The sequence below is a fragment of the Dyella sp. C11 genome, from assembly GCF_003121485.1.
Classification (GTDB): domain Bacteria; phylum Pseudomonadota; class Gammaproteobacteria; order Xanthomonadales; family Rhodanobacteraceae; genus Dyella.
In genome coordinates, this window is sequence record NZ_QAVX01000003.1 from 217715 (window position 1) to 241268 (window position 23554).

Here is a 23554-nt window from a genome sequence, read left to right on the forward strand (position 1 = left end):
GTGTTGGTGGGGTTGTCGAAGCAAGCGCTTCAGAAACTCCCAACCGTCATTCCCGCGAAGGCGGGAATCCAGCGCTTTTCCAGGCGTTGAGCAAAGGCACTGGATTCCCGCCTTCGCGGGAATGACGGTGAGGGAGAGTCGGCGCTTTCGCGAGCATTGAGGGCCTCAGCGCAGCCCCACCGTATCCCTTGTCGCTTCGAAAATCTTCTGCGTGTCATACCCCACGCCGTTCTTGAACACATAAGGCATGTGTTCGATATCGGCAATGTGCTTCGCCGGGTCGCCGTCGATCACCACAAGATCGGCGCGCTTGCCTACAGCGAGCGTGCCGACGTCGGCATCGCGCCCGAGGTACTTCGCGCCGTTGGACGTGGCGACCTTCATCGCCTGTTCAACACTGAAGCCCGCCTCCACCAGCAATTCCACTTCACGCTTGGATGAATACCCCGGCACCACGCCACCGTAGCCAGTGGGGTCGGTGCCGGCGAGCAGCAGGCCGCCGGCGTCCGCGTACTGTTTTTCCATGCGGGCCAGCTTGAGATAGGTCTCCGGCGACATGCGGCCCTTGCTGTCCTGCACCTTGTTCCAGGTGGCTTCGTATTGCGCCCGTACTTCGGGAAGCATCAGGTCCAGCGCACCTTGTGGCGCCTTGGGCCGGTTGGGCACGAAGGTTTCGAACACAGTGAGTGTCGAAGTCAGCGCGACATGGTGATCGATCATGTCGCGCATCAGCGCTTTCACTTCCAGCGAGCGTGCATCGAGCGCGGCGAGCGAATCGCTCACGCCGGGACTCTTGGGGCACTCGTCAGGCTTCTTGTCCTTGACGAAATCGCTGGCCACGAAAAAGCCGTGCTCAAGGTTGTCGATGCCCATGTCCACCGCTTCGCGATACGTCACTGAGCACAAGTGCGCCGTGACCTTGGCCTTGCGCTCGTGCGCGGTATCGATCACACGCTTCAACTCGTCGCGCGTGATCTGCATGTACGCCTTGTACGAAGTGACGCCTTCATCGGCCCAGTAATTCACGGTGCGCTCGGCATCATCTGGGCCGCTCAGTACGTGCACGGCGGGAATGGGCAGGCCGGGCCCGTTGAGGTAGGGGCCGGTGACGTCCATGTCCGGACCGATCACCTTGCCCGCGTTGATGGCGTCGCGCACGTTGATGTCGGCGTACGGCATCATCGAGCCGGCCGTGCGCAAGGTGGTGGTGCCCCCGGCGAGATACAGGCGAGGAAAGCTGTAGCTCATCTCGTTGTATTCCACGCCACCGGCCGGATAGAACATGTGCTCGTGCACCATCACGAAGCCGGGCATCAGCGTCTTGCCCTTGGCGTCGATCACCTTGGCGTCTTGCGGCACTTTCACCTTGCTGCTCTTGCCCAGCGCCGTGATGCGGCCTTTTTCGATCACCAGCGTCTGGTCGCGCATGGCCTTGGCGCCGCTGCCGTCGATCACGGTGGCATGGGTAAAGGCGATCAAGGGCTGGTCGTAGGCGACGAAATCCTTGTCCGAGGGAGGCCTGGCGTCAGCGGACCACGCTGATGCACTCGCCGTTGCAGCAGCAACAGCCACGGTAAAAAGCGAACGCTTCAAGTTCATGGATGCTCCCCCTCAGGACAATGGGGAGCATCCTAGCAAGCGGCATCGAGCCGATCAGCCTGCCTCAAGTAATGCCACGGTGCCTTGGCCGCCATCCGCACAGATGCTGACAATGCCCAGCGTGCCTGCCGGCTTGGTGGCCAGTTCCTTCACCGCCTGGCTCAGGATGCGCGCACCCGTCGCGCCGAAGGGATGGCCAATCGCCAGGCTGCCGCCGTTCGGGTTCACGCGGTCGCGCGGGAACGGACCGAAGTCGCGATCCACGCCTGCCTTGCGTGCGAGGAATTCGCGACTTTCCAGTGCGGCGATATGGAACAGCACCTGCGCGGCGAACGCTTCATGGATTTCCCACAACGCCACATCGTCGTAGCGAAGGTTGTGGCGCGCCAGCAGCTTCGGAATGGCGAACGCCGGCGCCATCAGCAGGCCTTCCACGCGGAAGTCGACGGCGGCGATTTCCCAGTCGACGAGCTTCACGCGCGGCACATGCGAAGGAATGCGCCCGAGGCCTTTCTCGCTGGCTACCCACAGGCCCGCCGCGCCATCGGTCAACGGCGACGAATTGCCTGCGGTCAGCGTGCCTTGTCCCGTGGTGCGGTCGAATGCCGGCGGCAGCTTGGCGAGCTTCTCCAGCGTGGTGTCCGCGCGCGGAATGCTGTCGCGACGGAAGTCACCGACGGGTATCACCAGATCGTCGAAGAATCCGCTGTTCCAGCCGGCCACGGTGCGCTGGTGGCTGTCCAGCGCCCAGGCGTCTTCATCTTCCCGGCGCACGTGCCAGTCCTTCGCGGTGATCTCGGTGTGCTCACCCATGCTCAGCCCGGTCGTGCGGTTGACGATGCCGGGGATGTACAGCTTGATGTCACCCGCCTTGATCGACAGCGCATGCGATACCTTTTCGCCCACCGAACGTGCTTTCTGGAACTGCCTGATCCAGTCGGAAAGGCTCTGCGGCAGGCCCAGCTGCACGCGGCTCAGGCTGTCCACGCCGCCCACCAAAGCCAGCTGCAGGCTGTCGTCGTCCAGCATGCCGGCGGCTTCGATGGCGCCGATCATGCTGGTGGAGCAGGCCATGACGGTGGAGAACGCCGGGATGGTGGCGGGTGCACCGGCATCCATCAGCACCTCACGCGCAATGTTGCTCCAGGTGAGGTTGGGCACCACCGTGCCCCACGCGGCGAAGTCGGGCCGCGTGCCGTCGGGCAGGCTGGCCAGCATGCGTTGCACTACGGGCACCGACAGTGCGATGGCGTCGTATGACGCCAGTGCGCCGTCCACTTTGGAGAACGGCGTGCGCAGGCCGGAGGCCAGCCAGACGGGATGGCTGTAACGCGACTTCAGGGTCATGAAAGTGTCCTGATGGCGGGCTGGTAGATGGAATCAGCTGGCGAAGAAATTCCACACGTCGCCCTCGGGCGATCCGCGTTGCAGCTTGTTCGGCAGCGGATCGGTCGAGGCGACGAATTCGAGCGACACGGAGTTGATGCAGTAGCGCTGATGCGTCGGCGGCGGACCATCGTCGAACACGTGGCCTTGATGGCTGCCGCAGCGGGCGCAGCGGATTTCGGTGCGCACCATGCCGTAGCTGGCATCGCGCACATAGGCCAGGTGCCGCTCGTCGAAAGGCGCCGTGAAGCTGGGCCAGCCTGTGCGGCTGTCGAACTTGCTGCCGCCCAGGAACAGCGGCAGGCCGCAGAGGCGGCAGCAGTACACGCCGGCACGTTTCTCCGTCAGCAGCACGCCGCAGAACGGCGATTCGGTGCCATGATTGAGCAGCACGTTGCGCTCCTCGGCCGTCAGCGTGGCGGAAAGCGCATCCAGTTGCTGGGGCGGGGGAGGGGACAGATCGAACGCGGGACGGTTGCTCACGGCGTGCTCTCCTGGGCGACATCAGGGATGGGATGCCAAGCCCCTAGATCGGGGCGGACGCACGCGGGTCAAGGGGTGCGGCGGGAGCGCTCGCGAGCCTCTTCTTCCTTCACGGTGAGCACCGCTTCGGGAGTGGCTTCCAGCCGTGCCTTGGGGATGGGGTCGCCGCTTTCGTCGGACAGGCCGTAGCTGCCTTCGTCGATCTTTTCCAGCGCACGCTGGATATCGGCCACGCGCAGTTCGTCCACGTCATGCTGGGCCTGGCGCACTTCTTCAATGGCCAGATCCTGGGCGGAGTCTTCGAACTCCTCCGGCTCGTCGCCGTGTTCCTCGGTGAATGCGCGCTTGCGCTCGTTGACGTTCAGCTCGCCGCCCAGCACTTGCGTGCGCAGGGCTTCCAGGCGCTTGCGCTGCTGCGCGATGAATTCGGGGCTGAGATGCTCGGCGGCCATGGTGGCGACTCCGTCGGGATCGGGATGACGATCCGTAGCTATGGCACACGCCTCGTTCGTGCGCAGTGAAGGGAAACGCACCGGCCCGCGAGGACGGGCCGGTGCGGTGCGCTCACCAGCGGTAGGCCACCTTGCCGTAGACATAGGCGCCATTGAAGCCGAACGGCGAGAACACCGAGTACGGCATGGTGCCATTGTTGTCGTTGGCTGCGATTACCCGATCGGGGTAGGTGTTGAGCACGTTGTCGCCGCCGAGGGTGAAGGTCCAGCGGTCCAGGTTGTAGTTCACCGCCAGGTCCAGGATCCACTTGGAACCAAATGTCTGATCCAGCGTGGCGGTGGTGGAGTTGTAGGAAACGAAGCTGCCATAGCGCGTCAGCGTACCCACGAAGCTCCAGCGGCTGAGCTTGTACAGCTCGTTGAGGATCAGCTTGCTGCGTGGCGTGGTATCGGCCAGCAGGCCGTACTGGTCGCGCCGGTCGATGCGTTTCAGGTTCACGCCCAGCTCGTTGAGGATGGCCGGGTTGGCCTTGATGTCCGTCACCTTGTTCTTGTTGTAGTTGTAGCTCAGCGTGCTCTGCAGCGAACCGGCATCGCCGAAGTCGCTGAGGTAGCTGGTCACCAGGTCCACCCCACGCGTGCGCGTATCCACCGCGTTGGTGAAATAGGCGATGCCGCTGTAGTTGGTGTTGGTGACGCCGTTCGCCGCCAGATACGCCTGCACCGCCGGCGTGGTGGTGGCCAGGTTGCTCGACAGCGTGATGCGGTTGTCGATGTTGATCTGGTAGATGTCCAGGCTCACGTTCAACGCATCGAGCGGGTTCCAAACCATGCCCAGCGTGTAGTTGTGCGACTTCTCGGGCTCCAGCGGCTGGGCGCCCAGCAGCGTGGCGACCTGGCTGTTCACCTGCACCAGGCCCGTGTTGTAGATGCCGGCCGGCAATTGCAGGGAGTTGCCCGCCCCGTAGTACAGCGACGATGTATACGAGTAATGCTGCTGCGCCAGCGACGGCGCGCGGAAGCCGGTGGAGGCGCTGCCGCGCAGGGCGAAGCGGTCGGTGAAATCGAAACGCCCGGCGAGGGCACCGGACGTGGTGTTGCCGAAGTCGCTGTAATCCTCGTGGCGCAGCGATGCCGAGGCACCGAAACGGTCCGTGATGTTCGATTCCAGGCTCACGTATTCCGCCACGTCATGGCGGCTGTACGAGCCGGCGTCGGTGGGCTGGTAGCCGCCAAAACCCTGCGCGCCACCCGCCACGCCGGACGTGCCCGTGTACCACGAGGTGAGATCGCCTGCGTCGATCTCGTACGTCTGCCGCAGATACTCCGCGCCGAAGGCCAGCGTCACCGGGTTGGGCAACCAGCTGGTGGAGAATTCCTTGGCGATATCCACGTCGAATGATTGCTGCGAAGCATTCAGGATGCCGTCGTGGAATTCGGTGGGGCTGTAACCGAAGTCATGCAGGAACGCGCGGTTCACGCTGTTTTCCGTGGCATACGACACGCGGTTGCCGCCGTAGTTGCCGCTGACGTCCCAGCGCCAGCCACTATCCGTCTTGCCGCGAACGCCAATGACCAGCGAGCGATCGGTGGAGTCGGCATGCTCCAGCGGCAGGTAACCGTTCGGATAAAGCGACGGCACCGAGTTGCTGTTGGCCAGGTTGCGGAAAAAGGCCGGCGATGTGGTGTTGCGTTCGCTGTAATGGCCACACGCGTAGAACTGAACATTCGGCGTGATGTCGAACTGCGAGTTCAGCATCAGGTTGTGGTCCTGCACCGCCGGGTCGCCGTAGCGTTGCGTGGTGCCTTCCCACGGCCGCGTGCGATTGGGCTCCGCGCGGGTGGTGTAATCCTGGTTGCCATCCTGCAGGGTGAAGCGAATCCAGCCTTTGTCGCTCAGCGGAATGCCGAAGTTCGCCGAGCCCTGCCACTGGCGGCCGTCACCGGCCGAATACTGGCCGCCGGTGACATCCACCTCGCCACCCGCCGCGCCTTTCTTCAGCACGATATTGATCACGCCGGCAATGGCGTCGGAGCCGTATTGGGCCGAGGCGCCATCACGCAGCACTTCGATGTGATCGATGGCGCCGATGGGAATGGTGTTCAGGTCCACCGCCTGCGAACCGCGACCCAGCACACCGTTGGTGAGCAGGATGGCGCCCGGATGCCAGCGCTTGCCGTCCACCAGTACCAGCACCTGGTCCGGTGAAAGTCCGCGCAATTGCGCCGGTCGCTGCGAATCGGCGGTATCCGCGGCCGAAGGGCGCGGGAACGTCAGCGAGGGAATGATGCGCGAGAGCGCGGTGTTGAGATCCGTGGTGCCGGTTTCCTTCAGCGTCTGCGCCGACACCACGTCAATGGGTGTCAGCGAGCTGCTCTCGGTGCGGTTGTCGGCACGCGTTCCGGTAACGATCACCGTGCTGAGCTTCTTGGCGTTGTCTTGCGTGGGTGGCGGGTTGGCATCCTGCGCGGATGCCTGGGAGAGGATGGAAAGCAGTGCAACGGCGAGCAAACTTGGCGCGGCCTTCAGGCCGACGGAGTTCTTATTCATTGTGTGTTCCCCAGTCTAAAAAATGCAGTGACGCAGTGCAGCAATTGGAGGCTAGCGGCCTTTCTTCGTGCGAGTCAACAGCGGTATAGACGTCCAAACAAGTCCAATGAACTTTGGTTCTTTCCTCATGACGTGGTGGCATGAGCTTGCGCGTGGAAGGGCGGGGCGTCACGTGTCGAAAGTGACAGCGGGGCGACAGTCGGCGCGGGAAGGGTGCGCGCCGGCTTCAGGGGAGACTTTCGCTTAGTGCCTGATACCAAAGGATTTCACGCAACGTTGATGCTTGGCTGAACGACCCTATATTGAGCGGATCGCCAGGCGGCCTGCGGTATGGACCGCGCGGCTGGCGACATGTATCACGCCAAGGCGGAACCCTTATGCCACGCAAGAAGTCGCTACAGCTGTATCGCAACCTCGGCATCATTGCGCACATCGATGCCGGCAAGACCACCACCACCGAGCGCATCCTGTACTACACCGGCAAGAAGCATCAGATTGTCGACGTGCACGACACCAAGGACGGCAAGGGTTCCACCACCACCGATTACCTGGAGCAGGAGCGCAAGCGCGGCATCACCATCCAGTCGGCGGCTGTGTCCACCGAATGGAAGGGCTACCAGATCAACTTGATCGATACGCCAGGCCACGTGGATTTCACCATCGAAGTGAATCGCAGCCTGCGCGTGCTCGATGGCGCGGTGGTGGTATTCGATGGCGTGGCCGGCGTGGAACCGCAGACCGAAACCAACTGGCGCCTGGCCGACCAGTACAACGTGCCGCGCCTGTGTTACGTCAACAAGATGGACCGCATTGGTGCGAACTTCGAGCATTGCGTGAAGGGCATCCGCGAGCGCCTGAGCGGCAACGTGCTGTTGTGCCAGGTGCCGCTGGGCAGCCATGACGAATTCATCGGCATGGCCGACCTGGTCGCGGGCGTGGGTTACCTGTGGAAGGGCGACGACAAGGACAGCCCCTGGGACACCGTGCCGCTCAACGAGATTGCCGGCCGCGTGAACTTCACCTCGGCGGCCGATCGCGCGTGGGTGGAAAACCTTGAAAAGCTTCGCCAGGAAACGCTGGAATACGCGCTGGCGATGGACGATGCCGCGTTCGATCGCCTGATCGAAACGGGCGAGTTCGACCAGGAAACGTTGAAGGCCTGCATCCGCAAGGGTTGCGTGTCCGGCAAGCTGGTGCCGGTGTTCTGCGGCTCGTCGTACCGCAACAAGGGCGTGCAGCAGCTGCTGGATGGCGTGATCGACTATCTGCCGTATCCGGGCGAGAACGGCGGCATCGCGCTGGTGGATGAAGATGGTCATGTGACCGGCGAACAGGGCGTGGTTGATGATGCGCCGGCCCGCGCGCTCGCCTTCAAGGTGATCAACGACCAGTTCGGCACGCTCACGTTCTGCCGCATCTATTCGGGCGTGATCAGCAAGGGCGACACCTTGCTCAACGTCACGCGTGGGCGAAAGGAGCGCATCGGCCGCATCGTGGAAGTGCAGGCGAATGCCACCAAGGAAATCGACGAGGTACGCGCGGGCGATATCTGCGCGTTCGTGTCGCTCAAGGAAACGGAAACCGGCGATTCGCTTGCCGATCCCGCGCATCCGGCACTGCTTGAGCGTATGCGCTTCCCCGATCCGGTGATCAGCGTGTCGGTGGAACCCAAGAGCCGCAACGACGTCGACAAGCTTTCCACGGCGCTCTACAAGATGGTGCGCGCCGACCCTTCGCTGCGCCTGGAAGTGGACAAGGAAACCGGGCAGACCGTGCTCAAGGGCATGGGTGAATTGCACCTGGAAGTGACCATCGACCGCATGCGCACGGAGCTTGGCGTCGAAGCCAACATGGGCAAGCCGAAGGTGAGCTTCCGCGAGGCCTTCGGCCGCACGGTGGAACACACCTATACGCACAAGAAGCAGTCGGGCGGATCGGGCCAGTTCGCCGAAGTCACCATGATTTTCGAGCCGGGCGAGCAGGGCAGCGGCGTGGTGTTCTCGGACGAGATCGTGGGTGGTCGCGTGCCGCGCGAATACATCCCGGCGGTGGAACACGCGGTGGAAGTGGAAGCGCGCGAAGGCCAGATCGCCGGCTACGAAGTGGTGGATTTCAAGGCACGGCTGATCGACGGCAAATACCACGACGTCGACTCGTCCGCGCTGGCGTTTGAAATTGCCACGCGCCAGTGTTTCCGCGAAGCCCAGAAACTGAGCAAGCCAAAGTTGCTGGAGCCGGTGATGAAGCTGGAAGTGGTGACCGAGGCCGATTATCTCGGCGATGTCATTGGCGACATCAACCGCCGTCGCGGTACGGTGAGCGATCAGGGCCAGAAGGGCACGCAGGCCTTCGTGCAGGGTTTTGTGCCGCTGGCGGAAATGTTCGGCTACATCAACTTCCTTCGTTCGGCGACGCGCGGTCGTGGCACCTTCACCATGGAGTTCGACCATTACGAAGAAGTACCCGCCAACCTGGTGGATACGCTGATGGAGAAAGAGTCGAAGTAATCGACCGCGTACGTCACGCCGTGCAGCGAGATTCGCTCACGGCGTGACGGAGCGATCCGCCCGGGCCTGTTCCCTGCGGGACCGGTAAGCTGCCCGGCAGGGAACGCTGAGCACCCATTCGGTGCCATGGGGATGCACGCGGCGCAGGCTCAGCTTCGCGCCCAGCCGTTCGGCGCGTTCGCGCATGCCCACGATGCCCCAATGCCCGGCATCGGCCGCCAGGCGCACGGTGGACTCGTCCATGCCGCTGCCGTCGTCCGCAATGTGTACGCGCAACCAGCGTGGTTCGTGATCCACGTGCACGCTCACGTGCTTGGCCTCGGCATGGATGAAGGCGTTGCGTATGGCCTCGCGCACGATGTCGATAATCTCGTCGCGCGCACTGGGCAACAGGGCGCGCGGTTCGCCGTCGGACGTGAGCCGGAAGGTAACAGCTGGGTAGAGTGAGGCCAGGTCTTCGCCGACGGCGAGTATCGATTGCACCGGTTCGTTGTGCTGGATGGCCTCGCCGCGCAGCGCGATGATCTTGCCCCGTCCTTCAATCACCATCTGCCGCGCCTGTTCGATGGCTGCATTCAGTGCATCGCTGTGCACCTGGTCGCGCGGGGGGCGGGCCATCAACGCCTGAAGGCGAAGCAGCAGTCCCTGCACACCTTGCAGCAAGGTGTCGTGTATTTCGCGGGCAATGCGCTCGCGCTCGTTCATGCGCTCCATCAATTGCAGGTGCACGCGGTCGGCGGCCAGGCGGGTGCGCCAGAAGAAGAACATGGCCACCAGCGTCACCAGCACGACCACGCACAGCGCGTAGAACCAGTGCGACTGGTAGAACCACGGCGCAATGGTCAGGTGCATGTCGGCACCCTGCATATTCCACACGCCATCGTCGTTCGCGGCGATCACCTGGAAGCGATAGGTTCCGGGGTCAAGATTGGAATAGAAGGCATCGCGTCGATTGCCTGCGTCCTGCCAGGTCTTGTCCACGCCCTGGAGGCGGTAACGAAAGCGCACGCGGTCGGGAATGGCGAGGCTGGCTGCGCTGTATTGCACCTGCAGGTTGGTGGTGCCTTTGGGCAACCGCACCTGGCCATCTGCTGCATATCGGCGGCCGTTGGCGATGATCGACGTGATCGCCACCGGCGGTGGCAGCGGGTTGTTGAATGGCTTGCCGGGGTCGATCCATGCCGGGCCCTGGTTGGTCAGGAACCAGAAGCGGTCCATGCCGTCGACGGCAGTCGTCGGCAGCATGGTGCCTTGCTTGGCGATGCCGGGCAGGCCGTCGCGGAAGTCGAAAAGGCGGTAGGCGGGACGATGGTCAGCCTGCTCGAAACTGGCCGACGCTTCGGAGGCTTCGATGCGCACCACGCCCTTGCCAGTGTTGAGCCACAGATCGCCGCGCGGCGTGCGCACGATGCCGGTGATGCCGCTGAAGGTATCGTCATCGCCCACGAACATGGACGCGATGCGGTCGTCGCGCAGGCGCGCCAGCCCCTGCTCGCCGCCGATCAGCATGCCTTCGCCGGTCATGACGATGGCGGTAACGGTCCCCACGTGCAGGCCGTTGGCCGCCGTGTACAGGCGCGCACCACGTTCGTCCAGACGCAACAGGCGGTTGTCGGCGTAGCCGATCCACATGGCGCCGTGCCCGTCGCTGGCAAGCGCGGTGGGTGTGTCGTCCGCCAGCGCTGCCAGGGGTGAAACGCGCCGCCATTGCCCCTCGCGCAACTGGTAAAGGCCGTGCTCCGCCAGCGCCAGCCAGGGTTGGTCGTCACGATCGATGGCGAACGCGTTGACGCGCGTGAAGTCGGGTGAGACAGGCCACTCGATGGTTCCCAGCGTATTGTCGCGCAGCACGAAAAGCCGGTTGCGGCCGACCATCCACAAGTCGCCCTTGCGGTCGAATGCCATGCCGTCGACATCGTGGAGATCGCTGCGCGCCACCTTGTCGTTGTGCCCATCGAAGCGATAGAGCACGCCGCGATTGGCGACCCACATCGCACCGGTGGCATCGGCCGCCATGGCGTAGTTGGCGGCGGAACCCAGCGACACCAGCCCGGGCACCTGGAAGCTATTCCGATGAAAGCTGATCAGCCCCATGTTGGTGCCGGCCCAGATCGTTCCTTCCGCATCTTCGATCAGCGGCACCACGCGCTCGGACACCAGCCCGTTGCCGCGGCCAATCGACTCGGTGAGATCCTGGGCACGCAATGATCGGCCCGTTGCCAGCGGTGCGAGCGACGCCTCGCGATAAATGCCGTTGCGGTCGACACACGTACCCCAGAGGTTCCCGTAGCGATCGAACAGCAGGCGGTTCGCCCAGGCAAAATCGGAGTCGCCAGGTGCCTCGCTGGGTGTGCTGGTGGGATGCGTCGATGTCAGGCCCGGCAGCGCGCGGGTGCCGTGCAAATGATCGGACAGCCACAGCGTGCCGTTGGGGGCCTGCGCCACGATGCCGTATTTGGCGACGGCCTGATCGGTGCGCTGGAAATGGTGTTCGCCCGGTCGCAGATACATCAGCGATTCGCCGGTCGTCACCCACAGCGTGCCATCGCGCGCCACGATGATCCAATCGGCGCGATGCGTGGGATAACCCCAGCTTGCGCCCACGGTCTGCCACTCGTGGCCGTCGAAGCGCGCAAGGCCGCCTTCGGTGGCCGCCCATGTCGCCCCGTCGCCGGTTTGCGCAAATGCGAGCACCATGCCGGCGGGAAAATCCGTGCCGGCGGTAAAGTGTTTGAGGTGCCCCGCGCGCAGCACGCTGGCGCCGCCATAGTAGAAGCCGATCCACATCGTGCCGTCGGGCAGGGTGGAAAGGGCGGTGATGTCGTTGGAGCGGAAGCCCTCGCCCGGCGCCGGCTGGAAACGTTCGAAGCGGAAGCCGTCAAACCGGTACAGGCCGCTGCCGGTGCCGAGCCACAGATAACCATCCTTGCCCTGCGTCATCGCCCAGATATCCGCGGGCGTACCCGATTCGGTGGTCCACAGGCGGCGGCGGAAACCCGGCGATTCGTCGGCATGCAACGCCAGCGCACACGCCATCAACAGCGCTGCTGCAAGGAACAGGGCGCCACGTCGGACGAAAGCCGGCCATCCGAGCATCGTCATGAACATCCCATGGGTGACGCGACACCGACGGATTCGGCGAGCGATGCGTGCAGCATATCCCTGTCACACGTGCCGCCATAGGTGCCGTGAGGTGAACGCAGAATCACCCGATTGGGCATTGATCGCCCGGGTGCGTCGCCCGCTATAGTTCGATGGTCGCCCCGGACGAATCCCCGTTCGTCGATGGAAGCGTGACCAGCCACGTGTCGAGGGACCATATCGTGACAGTTGATGCGACACGCATCCGGGTCCTTATCGCGGACGACCACCCGATCATGCGCGACGGCATTGTCGCCGCCATCGAGAGCGCGCCGGACATGGAAGTGGTCGGGCAGGCCGCCGATGGCGCCGAGGCCATTGTGCGCTACCGCGAGTTGCGCCCCGATGTGGCCCTGATCGACCTGCAGATGCCGGGCGTCGACGGGTTGCAGGCCATCTCTACGCTGGGCGGCGAATTTCCGAACGCGCGGATCATCGTGCTTACCTCCTACCCGGGCGATGCGCGGGTAAAGCGTGCGCTGACCTTCGGCGCCAATGCGTACCTGCTGAAGACCGCCACGCGCGATGAAATTCTTGCCGGCATTCGCTCGGTGCTGGGCGGCCGTCGCGTGATGGCGGCAGAAGTTGCCGGCGACATTGCCACGCACGCCTGGTCGGAAATGCTCAGCGATCGCGAACTCAGCGTGCTTCGTCTTGTCGCCACCGGTCATACCAACAAGCGCATCGCCGACATTCTTTGCGTCTCCGAAGACACGGTAAAGGCGCGTCTGAAGAACATCATGATCAAGCTTGGTGCGCTCGACCGCACGCACGCCGTCACGCTGGCACGCAATCGGGGTTTCTTCGACAGCTGATCCATCCCGCTCGACGATGTAACGCGCGCGACACAGGTCGCCGCGGATGTGCGCGCGAGTGCGTTCCCTGTTGCTGCATCAACTACCTGATCGGGTAGTCAAGATTTGCCACGACAGGGATACGGCAACGCTACGCGGTTGTGAAAAATGACAGGGCGGCTGGCGATGCCCGTCAGCCTATCGCTCTCTCAACACCATCACCGGGCAAGTGGCACACGTCGCAGCAAAGACGGCTGCCGACACGCAAGGCCTGGTGATTCCACGAGGAATGCCCCGTATGTCCACGAAAGACCACGGTTCGGAGATCGACTCCTCGCGACGCGCCTTCATGGGCGGCGTGGCGATGGCTTCCGCTGCGCTGGCGCTGCCTGTCGCCGGTCTCTCTATGCCTTCCACTGCACTGGGCGCGACTGCGCCTTCCCATCCCACCCATGGAACGAGCGACATGAGCACGATCACCACGAAAGACGGCACCGAGCTCTACTACAAGGATTGGGGGCAGGGTCAGCCTGTCGTGTTCTCCCACGGCTGGCCGCTGACGGCCGATGCATGGGACGCACAGATGTTTTTCCTGAGCTCGCACGGTTACCGCACCATCGCGCACGACCGCCGCGGGCATGGCCGTTCGGGCCAGCCGTGGAACGGCAACGACATGGACACCTATGCCGACGACCTCGCCGCGCTGATCGAAAAGCTGGACCTGAAGAACATCGTGCTGGTCGGTCATTCCACCGGCGGTGGTGAAGTGGCGCACTACATCGGCCGTCATGGCAATGCGCGCGTGGCCAAGGCCGTGCTGATCGGCGCCGTGCCGCCGGTGATGGTGAAGAGCGAGAAGAACCCGGGCGGCCTGCCGCTCTCGGTGTTCGACGACATCCGCGCCAAGACGCTGGCCGATCGCTCGCAGTTCTTCAAGGACCTGTCGGGCCCGTTCTACGGCGCCAACCATCCGAACTCCAAGGCCACGCAGGGCATGCGCGACTCGTTCTGGATGCAGGGCATGCAGGGCGGCCTGAAGGGTCAGTACGACTGCATCAAGCAGTTCTCCGAAGTGGACTACACCGACGACCTGAAGAAGATCGAGGTGCCCACGCTGGTGATCCATGGCGACGACGACCAGATCGTGCCGATCGATGACTCCGGCCGCCTCACCGCCAAGATCGTCAAGCACGCCACGCTCAAGGTGTACCCGGGCGCGCCGCACGGCCTCACCGCCACGCATCAGGAGCAGGTCAACAAGGACCTGCTGGATTTCATCCGCTCGTAACCGCGCCGATCGATCCGACGACGACATGGGCCCTTGGGCCCATGTCGCTTCCCGCACTACTGGAGATTCTCCCCATGTCCATCACCGCGACGCCAACCCCGGGCAAGCAACTGCTGACTCCGAAAGATCACGCGCTGATCCTGATCGACTTCCAGTCGCAGATGTCGTTTGCCACGCACTCCATCGACGCCATCACGCTGCGCAACAACGCGGCGCTCATCTCCAACGCGGCAGCCAGTTTCAAGGTGCCGGCCATCCTCACCACCGTGGCCGAAAAAAGCTTCTCCGGCCCCATGTTCAACGAGATCACCGACGCGTTTCCCGGGCAGGCACTGCTCGACCGCACGTCGATGAACACGTGGGAAGACGCCGCGGTCATCAGGCGCGTGAACGAGATCGGCAAGGATCGCCTGGTGCTTGCCGGCCTTTGGACGTCCGTGTGCATCGTAGGGCCCACCTTGTCGGCGCTGGAGCAGGGCTATGAGGTCTACGTGATTGCCGATGCGTGCGGCGACGTTTCCGCCGAAGCGCACAACCGTGCCATGGATCGCATGGTGCAGGCCGGTGCCCGTCCGATGACTTCGCTGCAGTATCTGCTGGAACTCCAGCGCGACTGGGCGCGTACCGAGAGCTACGAAAGCACCACGGGCATCGCCAGGCGCTTCGGAGGTTCGTACGGCCTGGGCGTCACCTATGCCAAGACCATGTTTAGCGCCCACGAAGGCTGATGGACGCAGTCCAGGAGCACGGTCATGAAAATCTATGTGATCTCGCTTGCCGCCGGCGTGCTGGTCGGTGTCATCTATGGCCTGTTGCAGGTCCGCTCGCCCGCGCCGCCGTTGGTGGCGCTGGTGGGGTTGCTGGGCATCCTGGTGGGTGAGCAGATGCCGCCGTTGGTGAAAACCTACTGGCATCGCCAGGGCCAGGCCACGGCATGGCTGCACGAGCAGGTCGGGCCACACATGTGCGGCCAGTTGCCGACGGCCCAGAACGCCGGCAACAAGGACAAGGCAACGGAGAAGAGCTCATGACCGAAGCGCCCCAATCGCCTGAGCTGATTCTTCACAACGGGCGCATCACCACGCTCGACCGCGGACGCCCGGAGGCGCAGGCCGTCGCCGTTGCCGATGGCCGTTTCGTGGCGGTGGGTGACAACACGGAAGTGATGCCGCTGGCCGGAACGCGGACGCGCATCATCGACCTGAAGGGTCAGCGTGTACTGCCGGGCCTGATCGACAACCATCTGCACATCATCCGCGGTGGTCTCAACTACAACCTCGAACTGCGTTGGGACGGCGTGCGCTCGCTGGCCGATGCCATGGCGATGCTGAAGCAACAGGTTGCGGTGACGCCCGCGCCGCAATGGGTGCGCGTGGTGGGCGGTTTTACCGAGCATCAGTTTGCGGAAAAGCGCTTGCCGACCATCGAGGAATTGAACGCGGTTGCGCCGGACACGCCCGTGTTCCTGTTGCACCTGTATGACCGCGCCATCCTCAACGGCGCGGCATTGCGTGCCGTGGGCTACACCAAAGATACGCCGGAGCCGCCCGGTGGTCAGATCATCCGTGACGGTGCGGGCAACCCGACGGGCCTGCTGCTGGCCAAGCCGAACGCCTCCATCCTTTACGCCACCCTGGCCAAGGGGCCCAAGCTGCCGTTCGAGTACCAGCTCAATTCCACGCGTCATTTCATGCGTGAATTGAATCGCCTCGGTGTGACGGGCGCCATCGATGCGGGTGGCGGTTTCCAGAACTATCCCGACGACTACGCCGTCATCGAGCAACTGGCGGCGGAAAACCAGCTCACCATCCGCCTCGCCTATAACCTTTTCACGCAAAAGCCCAAGCAGGAAAAGGAAGACTTCCTGAATTGGACGAAGACCTCCACGTACAAGCAGGGCGACGATTATTTCCGTCATAACGGCGCTGGCGAAATGCTGGTGTTCTCGGCGGCGGATTTCGAAGACTTCCGCCAGGCGCGCCCCGACATGCCGCCGCAGATGGAAGGCGACCTGGAGGAAGTGGTACGCGTGCTTGCCCAGAACCGCTGGCCGTGGCGCATGCATGCCACCTACGATGAAACGATCAGTCGTGCGCTGGACGTGTTCGAGAAGGTCAATCGCGAGATTCCGCTGCAGGGCTTGAACTGGTTCTTCGATCACGCGGAAACCATTTCCGAGCGCTCCATCGACCGTGTCGCCGCGCTGGGCGGCGGTATCGCCGTGCAGCACCGCATGGCCTACCAGGGCGAATACTTCGTCGAGCGTTATGGCCCTGCCGCGGCACAGGCGACTCCGCCGGTGAAGCGCATCCTGGAAAAGGGCGTGCGCACGTCAGCCGGCACCGATGCCACGCGCGTGGCGTCGTACAACCCGTGGGTGTCGCTGTCGTGGCTGATCACCGGCAAGACCGTCGGTGGCATGGGGCTCTATCCGCGCAGCCATTGCCTGGACCGGCATGAGGCGCTGCGCATGTGGACCGAGCACGTCACATGGTTTTCCAACGAGGAGGGCAAGAAGGGCCAGATCAAGGTGGGGCAACTCGCCGATCTGATTGTGCCTGACCGTGACTTCTTCGCCTGCCCGGAAGACGACATCGCCGATACCACGTCCCTGCTCACCATTGTCGGCGGCCGGGTGGTGTACGGCAGCGGCGGGTTTGCCACGTTCGAAGATGTGACCGTGCCGCCTGCCATGCCGGAATGGTCGCCCGTGCGCACCTATGGCGGCTATGGCGCCTGGGCACAGCAACGCAATGCGCAGCCGGCGATCACGGCGGCTGCCTGCGGTTGCAGCCATGGTTGTGGCGTACATGGTCACGATCATGCGAACGCCTGGTCGAGTCGATTGCCCGTGTCCGACCTGAAGTCGTTCTGGGGCGCGCTGGGCTGCGCGTGCTGGGCGGTGTAGGCCATGCGCGCCACGGCACCGACACTGCGACCCTGGGCTGCACGTTTCGCGACACCAGTCGTGCATTGGGTCGCCTTGCTCGGCCTGTGCGCCGCCTACTTGCAGGGCGGCTTGCAGAAGGCGTGGGATATCCACGCTGCGGTAGCGGAAACCGCGCATTTCGGTTTGTCGCCGGCCATGCCGATCACCGTGCTGACCATTGTGCTGGAGCTCGGTGCGTCGCTTGCCATTCTTACGGGACGAGGGCGTTGGCTGGGTGCGCTGCTGCTGGCCTTCTTCACGTTGGCTGCAACCTTCATCGCCAATCGTTTCTGGAATCTGCCCCAGCAGGAACGATTTGGCGTGACGAACGCATTTTTCGAACATCTCGGCCTGACGGGCGGTTTCCTGCTGGTTGCGTGGCATGACCTGCGTGACCGCGCGACATCCGCCATCAGTTCCTCTCATTCTTGATAACCCAAGGGAGTTTCGCCATGCACATGTATTCCAGGATTCTTGCCGTCGCCCTGGGTTTGGGTGCGATCGGTGCGGTGTCACCCGTTTTCGCCAAGGAGGCGTCGACGACGCCCATGGTGGCTGTGGGTGCGCAGTACGACAGCACGCATGTCTATGTGGCACCTGGCGAGGTGGATCATTTCGTCGACAGCTTTCTCGCGACGTTCGGCGGCCAGAGCACCAAGCAGGGCATTGCCACCGTGACGCCAACGCCCAGCAGTACCAGTACGCAGCTGCTGCAGACGCCGGTGGGCATGGTGTCCCTGTTCGGTTTCCGCACGCCGATTCCGCACCCGTTTGGCCTTGAGCGCACCGGCTACCTGGTGACCGACATGGATGTGGCGATCAAGGCTGCGCGCGCTGCCGGTGCGGACGTGATCGTGCAGACGTTCCCCGATCCCATCGGCCGCGATGCCGTCATCCAGTGGCCGGGCGGCGTAAACATGCAGCTCTACTGGCACACCACGCCACCGAACTATGCGGCGCTCCAGACCATTCCGGAGAACCGGGTTTACGTTTCGCCGGATCGCGCCGATGCGCTGGTGAAGAGTTTCTTGGCGTTCTCGCACGGCAAGGTGGTGTCGGACGAGGCGAAGGCGCCCGGCGTGGAAATTGGACGTCCGAACGACACGTTCCGTCGCATCCGCATTGAATCCACCTTCGGCAAGATGACCGTGTTCGTGACGGATGGCCATTTGCCGTACCCCTACGGTCACGAGTTGACGGGCTACGAAGTGACCAGCGTCGCCGATACGCTGGCCAAGGCCAAGGCCCACGGCGTGAACGTGCTGGTCGATCCGTACGTCAGCGAGGGGCGCACCTCGTCGGTGGTTGAATTCCCGGGCGGTTACGTTGCGGAGATTCACGCCGCTGCCGGTCATTGACCCTCATGAATCGAACGCGAAGGACGCGATGTCCTTCAGGAAAGCGCATGGGCGCAGTCATCGTGCCCATGCGTTCGCTGGTGGCGGGCGTGCTGCTGGTGTCGGTGCTTGCATCGCCGGTGGTGGCGCAGGAGATCAACCTGGATTCCACGCAATCCACGCCCGTGCAGGACGCCGCCGAGCGCCCGGCGTTGCGCAGCAACCGCTGGCAGGAAGACTGGTCGGTGTTGGCCGATCCCGCGTTGCGCACGCAATGCGGCGATGCGTTGAAGTATCTGTCGTTGAGCGACAGCGATCCGAAGACCTATCTCTCGTTCGGCGTGAATTTGCGTGAGCGAACGGAAATGTCGGATGCCGCCAGTTTTGGCATAGGCAGCGCGAACAACACCTATCTGTTGCAGCGGTTCCAGATTCACGCCGACCTGCGCTTTGCGACCTACTGGCAGGCTTTCGTGCAATTCGAGGACGCGCGCACCGTCAACAAGCAGGCGATCAGCGGTGCGGACCGCAACCCCTGGGACCTGCGGCTGGCGTTCCTTGCCTACGTGCGCCCCTTTGCCGATGGCACGTTCAAGGCGCGCGTGGGGCGCCAGGATTTCGCGTTCGACCTGCAGCGCTTTGTGTCGTTGCGTGACGGTCCGAATGTGCGGCAATCGTTCGATGCGATCTGGGTGGACTGGGAAGGAGCCAAGTGGCGCGTCATGGGTTTTGTCAGCCAGCCTGTGCAGTACAGCGACGAGCATCCGTTCGACGATACGTCCAACCGCCATTTCCGCTTTGATACCTTGCGCGTCGAGCGCCTGCTGTGGGGGAAGGACGAACTGTCGGCGTATTACGCGCTCTACAGTCGCGACAACGCGCGCTATCTCGATGCGGTCGGCGAAGAACATCGCGACGTTTATGACGTGCGTTTTGCCGGCAACCAGTCGGGCGTGGACTGGGACCTGGAAGCCATGGCCCAGCGTGGCCATGTGGGCGCGAAGGACATCAATGCCTGGGGTTCGGGCGCGCGCGGAGGATATACCTGGTCCGTGCCGTGGTCGCCGCGCCTGGGGTTGCAGGTCGATGCGGCATCGGGCGATCGCCATCCGGGTGACGGCACGCTGGGCACGTTCAATCCGCTGTTCCCCAACGGCTATTACTTCACGCTGGCCGGCTTTACGGGTTACACCAACCTGATCCACGTGAAGCCCAGTGTCACCATCAAGCCGGTGTCGCGCCTTACGCTGATGGCGGCACTGGGTTTCCAGTGGCGGCAAACCACGGCGGATGCCATCTACGTGCAACCGAACATTCCGTTGCCAGGCACGGCCGGGCAGGGTGGTCACTGGACGGGCGCCTACGGCCAGTTGCGTGCCGATTACAGCTTCAACGCCAACTTCACCGGCGCAGTGGAAGCTGTCCGCTACGACGTCGGGCGGGCCATCCGCATGGCGGGCGGGCGCGATGGCGACTACCTCGGCGTCGAAGGGAAATTCATGTGGTGACGCCGCGCATTCATCCATTCGCCAACGGGAGAACACCACGCCATGGCTGAGAAGCCTTTGCTGCCCACCATCCTCAGCGTGATGGCCGGTTACGTCGATACGGCGGGCTTTCTTGCGCTGCATGGCCTGTTCACCGCGCATGTCACGGGCAACTTCGTGACCATAGGCGCGGCACTGGTCAATGGCAGCTCGGGGATCATCGCCAAGCTGCTGGCATTGCCGGTGTTCTGCGTGTTCGTGATCGGTGCGCGCCTGTTGCGCTACCAGTTGATGGCGCGTGGACAGCCCGTGGTGCGCTCGCTGCTGGCGATCAAGCTGGCGATGTTCCTGGTGGCCATGGTGCTGGCCATTCGCTACGGGCCCTTTCCTCAGGGTGACAGCCTCGCCGCCACCATGACGGGCATGACCCTGGTCGGCGCCATGGCGATCCAGAACGCCTTGCACCGCGTGCACCTGACCAGCGCGCCGCCCTCCACACTGATGACCGGCACCACCACGCAGATCATGCTCGACGTGGCCGACCGCATCCGCGGCGTGCCCGGGGACCAGAAAGCGGCGCTCGATGCGCGACTCGGCAAGATGACCGTCGCCGTGCTGGCCTTTGCCATCGGATGCGCGGCCGGCGCAGTGCTGTACGCCTTCGGTGGCATGTGGTGCTTCGCCGTTCCGCCCGTGCTTGCCCTGGCCGCGCTGATTCGCCACGCCGATGCCGCTCCCGCAGTGACATCCCAATGACATTTATCTGCCCATACTCGAACAGCCAACCGCGGAGAAAGCCCTCATGAGCAAGACAAGCAAGGCCAAGAGCGACACCAGTAAGCCCAAAATCGACACGGGTGCCGTCAAGACTCGCCAGAAGGCGGCCCTCAGCACGCCGTCGCCCCTGGGTGAAAAGGCGACCCGGGACATCTCCGCCGAGCTCAATGCACTGCTGGCCGACATCATTGCCCTGTACCTGAAGACCAAGAACTTCCATTGGCACATGTCCGGTCCGTACTTCCGCGACTACCACCTGCTGCTGGACGAGCAATCGGATGAGATCTACGCCACCGTAGACCCCATTGCCGAGCGCGTGCGCAAGCTGGGCGGCACCACGCTGCGTTCACTGGGCCATGCCAAGCGCCTGGCGCGCCTGAGCGACAACGACGCCGAGTTCGTGACGCCGGACGACATGCTCGCCGAGCTGCGCGAAGACAACCAGCGCCTGGCCGGCTACATGCGCGCCACGCACGAGCTGTGCGACGAATACGGCGACGTCGCCACGGCAAGCCTGCTGGAAAACTGGATCGACGAGGCCGAGCGCCGCGTATGGTTCCTGTTCGAAACCAGCCGTCGCGCCTGATCGTTACCGCCCGCGGCGGCTGTCGGCTGGCCGCGGGCTTTCTTTGGGGCAGGGATCATCTTCTCCCGGTGAGCTGCCCATGCGCGGCGTTCACATTGATCCACGCGCGGTCACATGCGCAAGGCACGTGACTAACGGCGCGATCGCGAAGATGCGGGACGGCTATCCCGTCTCAGGCCCACTTCTGCGGAAACCATCATGCCGAATCGAGAAAAGCGTCATACCGTTCATCCGAGCGACCGTCCCTCCGGACATGCGGAGAAGCGCGCTTCCCGCAAGGAGGCCGAGCAGCTGCATTCGCAGGCGCTGCATGACGAGGCGCTGGAAGAAACCTTTCCCGCGAGCGACCCGGTAGCGCCCTTCATTGCCGCCAAGCCGCGTTCTCATCATTGATCGTGCCAGGGCGGATCGTGCCAGGGCGGTCGTCGTGATTCAGGACCGTGGCGGTGGATAGCCTCGTCCAGGCATGGCAGCACGATCCGTTGGCCCGCCTGGGCATGACGGTGGTGGTGGCACTGCTGTTGGCCTTGCTGCTGCGGTTGCTGGCGTATGCGGCGCGTCGGCGCCTTGCCCGGCGACACCCGTTCGTCGCCAGTCTGCTGGGGCGCGCCAGTGCGCCGATGGATTGGCTGGTTCCGTTGCTGATGCTGGTGGTCGCGCTGCGTGTGCTGCCGGATGCCGACGTCCTGCCGGCGTTCGTGCTGGTGCAGCACGTGCTGCTTGTTGCGCTGATGGTGGCGGTGACCTGGCTGGTCCTGCGTTGCCTGGGCGCGTTCGAAGTGGCGGCGATCCGGCGTTATCCGCTCGATGTCGCCGACAACCTGGCCGCGCGTCGCATGATCACGCAGGTGCGGGTGCTCAGGCGAACGGCCGATGTGCTGGTGTTGCTGCTGGGTGCGTCGGCCATCCTGCTCACCATTCCCGGCGTGCGCCAGCTGGGCACCAGCCTGCTGGCATCGGCTGGCGTGGCTGGCATTGCGCTCGGCATTGCCGCCAAGCCCGTGCTCGGCAATCTCATCGCCGGCTTGCAGATTGCGTTGACACAGCCGATTCGGCTGGATGACGTGGTGATCATCCAGGGTGAATGGGGGCGCATCGAAGAGATCACCGGCACCTACGTCGTGGTGCGCATCTGGGACGAGCGCCGCATGGTGGTGCCGTTGGGCTGGTTCATGGAAAACCCGTTCCAGAACTGGACCCGCAACAGCGCACAGCTGATGGGCACGGTGTTTCTCTGGATGGATTACAGCGTGCCCATCGAACCCTTGCGGGAAGAATTGCGGCGGCTGTGCCGCGACGCCGCCGAATGGGACGGGCGCGTGTGCGTGCTGCAGGTGACTGACGCCAATGAAAGGGCCGTGCAGTTGCGCGCGCTGATGAGCTCGGCCGACTCGGGCCGCAACTTCGACCTCCGCTGCAAGGTGCGCGAGGGGCTTGTCGCATACATCGCTGCGCACTATCCGCGGGCGCTGCCACGGCTGCGTGCAGACATGGCGCCAGGCAGTGACGGCTCGTCAGGAAAACCCGCGCCATCGGACGACCATGCCGACGCCTTTGGTCACGGCGTTCGATAACAGGCGCAGATCCAGCGGCAGCTCAGGGCGGCGCACATCGAGCAGCAGCGCTACGCGCGTCTGCTCGCTGCGGTTCCATACCTCATGTGGAAACGTGTCGTCCCATAGCAGTTGTTCGCCACTCGCCAGGCGGTGCTCATCGCCGGCCAGCCAGAGCACGGCAGCAGGTCGGCCGTCGCTTGCCACGGGCGCCTCCAGGTTCAACTGATAGCGAAGAATGCCGCGAAAAGGCCCGCTATGACGCGGAATGTGCTTGTGCGGCGCAAGGAAGGAAATCGTCGCGGAGATCACGTCGGGGCATGCTGACAGCAACTCCGACAGGAACGGGCAGGGCATCTGGTTGGTGCGTATGTCCTGTCCGTAAACCTTGAGCAGGAACATGCGCCAGTCGCGTCCGTCGGTGGCCGATATCTCGGCCTGCGTCGGCATGATCTCGTGGAAGCGGGGAATGGGGCGTTCGCTTTCAAGAATGGCCAGTGCCTCGCCCCGGATCACTTCCCACGCGTCACGGAAACGATGTCCATCGGGGAAGTAGGTGTCCATATCGAGCACGGGCGGCGTGTTGATGCGGGCGTCGTACAGGCGGCGAATGGCCCGCGATGACAGCTCATAGAGCGACTCCATCTTCGGTTTCCTTGTTCCTGCTCGGTGGGCTTGCTCACC

General features: G+C 63.8%; 20 protein-coding genes. 13 read left to right on the top strand and 7 right to left on the bottom strand.

Features of this window, described 5'->3' with window-relative positions; translation table 11 throughout:
• Nucleotides 1–165 precede the first annotated feature (165 nt).
• The 5 genes from DK366_RS05220 to DK366_RS05240 form a co-directional block, all read right to left on the bottom strand.
• Nucleotides 166–1599: an amidohydrolase family protein gene (locus DK366_RS05220; protein WP_109124471.1), complete on the bottom strand. Its 1434-nt coding sequence runs from the start codon at nucleotides 1597–1599 to the stop codon at nucleotides 166–168.
• A 54-nt stretch (nucleotides 1600–1653) separates the two neighbouring features.
• Nucleotides 1654–2946, bottom strand: a complete 1293-nt coding sequence (locus DK366_RS05225) for an acetyl-CoA C-acyltransferase (RefSeq protein ID WP_109124472.1) — start codon at nucleotides 2944–2946, stop codon at nucleotides 1654–1656.
• A 33-nt stretch (nucleotides 2947–2979) separates the two neighbouring features.
• Nucleotides 2980–3468: a peptide-methionine (R)-S-oxide reductase MsrB gene (msrB, locus tag DK366_RS05230; protein WP_109124473.1), complete on the bottom strand. Its 489-nt coding sequence runs from the start codon at nucleotides 3466–3468 to the stop codon at nucleotides 2980–2982.
• 68 nt (nucleotides 3469–3536) lie between these two features.
• Nucleotides 3537–3920 carry a conjugal transfer protein TraR gene (locus DK366_RS05235; RefSeq protein ID WP_109124474.1) on the bottom strand — a complete coding sequence of 128 codons (384 nt, stop codon included), beginning with the start codon at nucleotides 3918–3920 and terminating at the stop codon, nucleotides 3537–3539.
• A 112-nt stretch (nucleotides 3921–4032) separates the two neighbouring features.
• Complete coding sequence (locus DK366_RS05240) at nucleotides 4033–6471, bottom strand: TonB-dependent receptor (protein ID WP_109124475.1); 2439 nt, start codon at nucleotides 6469–6471, stop codon at nucleotides 4033–4035.
• Between the two features lie 377 nt (nucleotides 6472–6848).
• Here DK366_RS05240 and fusA point away from each other — a divergent pair, with 377 nt between their 5' ends.
• A complete protein-coding gene (fusA, locus tag DK366_RS05245; protein ID WP_109124476.1) occupies nucleotides 6849–8978 on the top strand; it encodes an elongation factor G in 2130 nt (709 codons plus the stop codon).
• A 36-nt stretch (nucleotides 8979–9014) separates the two neighbouring features.
• Here fusA and DK366_RS05250 read toward each other — a convergent pair whose 3' ends face one another.
• Nucleotides 9015–12080, bottom strand: coding sequence for a sensor histidine kinase (locus DK366_RS05250; protein WP_198651427.1), 3066 nt, complete (start codon nucleotides 12078–12080; stop codon nucleotides 9015–9017).
• A gap of 221 nt (nucleotides 12081–12301) precedes the next feature.
• Here DK366_RS05250 and DK366_RS05255 point away from each other — a divergent pair, with 221 nt between their 5' ends.
• The 12 genes from DK366_RS05255 (at nucleotide 12302) to DK366_RS05310 (ending at nucleotide 22891) form a co-directional block, all read left to right on the top strand.
• Complete coding sequence (locus DK366_RS05255) at nucleotides 12302–12934, top strand: response regulator transcription factor (RefSeq protein ID WP_109124541.1); 633 nt, start codon at nucleotides 12302–12304, stop codon at nucleotides 12932–12934.
• Between the two features lie 445 nt (nucleotides 12935–13379).
• The gene (locus DK366_RS05260) at nucleotides 13380–14201 is read left to right on the top strand and encodes an alpha/beta hydrolase (RefSeq protein WP_109124542.1); all 822 of its coding nucleotides are present in this window, start codon (nucleotides 13380–13382) and stop codon (nucleotides 14199–14201) included.
• 74 nt (nucleotides 14202–14275) lie between these two features.
• On the top strand, nucleotides 14276–14929 hold the full coding sequence (locus tag DK366_RS05265; protein ID WP_109124478.1) for a hydrolase: 654 nt from the start codon (nucleotides 14276–14278) through the stop codon (nucleotides 14927–14929).
• Between the two features lie 24 nt (nucleotides 14930–14953).
• Entirely contained in the window at nucleotides 14954–15232 is a 279-nt protein-coding gene (locus DK366_RS05270; protein WP_109124479.1) for a XapX domain-containing protein, read from the top strand.
• Nucleotides 15229–17109: an amidohydrolase gene (locus DK366_RS05275; protein ID WP_109124480.1), complete on the top strand. Its 1881-nt coding sequence runs from the start codon at nucleotides 15229–15231 to the stop codon at nucleotides 17107–17109. The genes DK366_RS05270 and DK366_RS05275 overlap by 4 nt, the downstream gene beginning before the upstream one ends.
• Nucleotides 17110–17112: 3 nt before the next feature.
• Nucleotides 17113–17562: a DoxX family protein gene (locus DK366_RS05280; protein ID WP_109124481.1), complete on the top strand. Its 450-nt coding sequence runs from the start codon at nucleotides 17113–17115 to the stop codon at nucleotides 17560–17562.
• A gap of 20 nt (nucleotides 17563–17582) precedes the next feature.
• Nucleotides 17583–18488, top strand: a complete 906-nt coding sequence (locus DK366_RS05285) for a glyoxalase (protein WP_232820916.1) — start codon at nucleotides 17583–17585, stop codon at nucleotides 18486–18488.
• Nucleotides 18489–18535: 47 nt separating this feature from the next.
• Nucleotides 18536–19975 (top strand): alginate export family protein, encoded by a 1440-nt coding sequence (locus DK366_RS05290; RefSeq protein WP_109124482.1) that lies wholly within the window; start codon nucleotides 18536–18538, stop codon nucleotides 19973–19975.
• Nucleotides 19976–20017: 42 nt separating this feature from the next.
• A complete protein-coding gene (locus tag DK366_RS05295) occupies nucleotides 20018–20710 on the top strand; it encodes a YoaK family protein (protein WP_109124483.1) in 693 nt (230 codons plus the stop codon).
• Between the two features lie 46 nt (nucleotides 20711–20756).
• The gene (locus DK366_RS05300) at nucleotides 20757–21317 is read left to right on the top strand and encodes a DNA starvation/stationary phase protection protein (RefSeq protein WP_109124484.1); all 561 of its coding nucleotides are present in this window, start codon (nucleotides 20757–20759) and stop codon (nucleotides 21315–21317) included.
• Between the two features lie 198 nt (nucleotides 21318–21515).
• Nucleotides 21516–21710, top strand: a complete 195-nt coding sequence (locus DK366_RS05305) for a hypothetical protein (RefSeq protein WP_109124485.1) — start codon at nucleotides 21516–21518, stop codon at nucleotides 21708–21710.
• A 53-nt stretch (nucleotides 21711–21763) separates the two neighbouring features.
• Nucleotides 21764–22891, top strand: coding sequence for a mechanosensitive ion channel family protein (locus tag DK366_RS05310; protein ID WP_232820917.1), 1128 nt, complete (start codon nucleotides 21764–21766; stop codon nucleotides 22889–22891).
• Here the strand turns inward: DK366_RS05310 and DK366_RS05315 are convergent.
• Entirely contained in the window at nucleotides 22832–23515 is a 684-nt protein-coding gene (locus tag DK366_RS05315; protein ID WP_109124486.1) for an aspartyl/asparaginyl beta-hydroxylase domain-containing protein, read from the bottom strand. The two genes, DK366_RS05310 and DK366_RS05315, sit on opposite strands and share 60 nt — an antisense overlap.
• Nucleotides 23516–23554 lie beyond the last annotated feature (39 nt).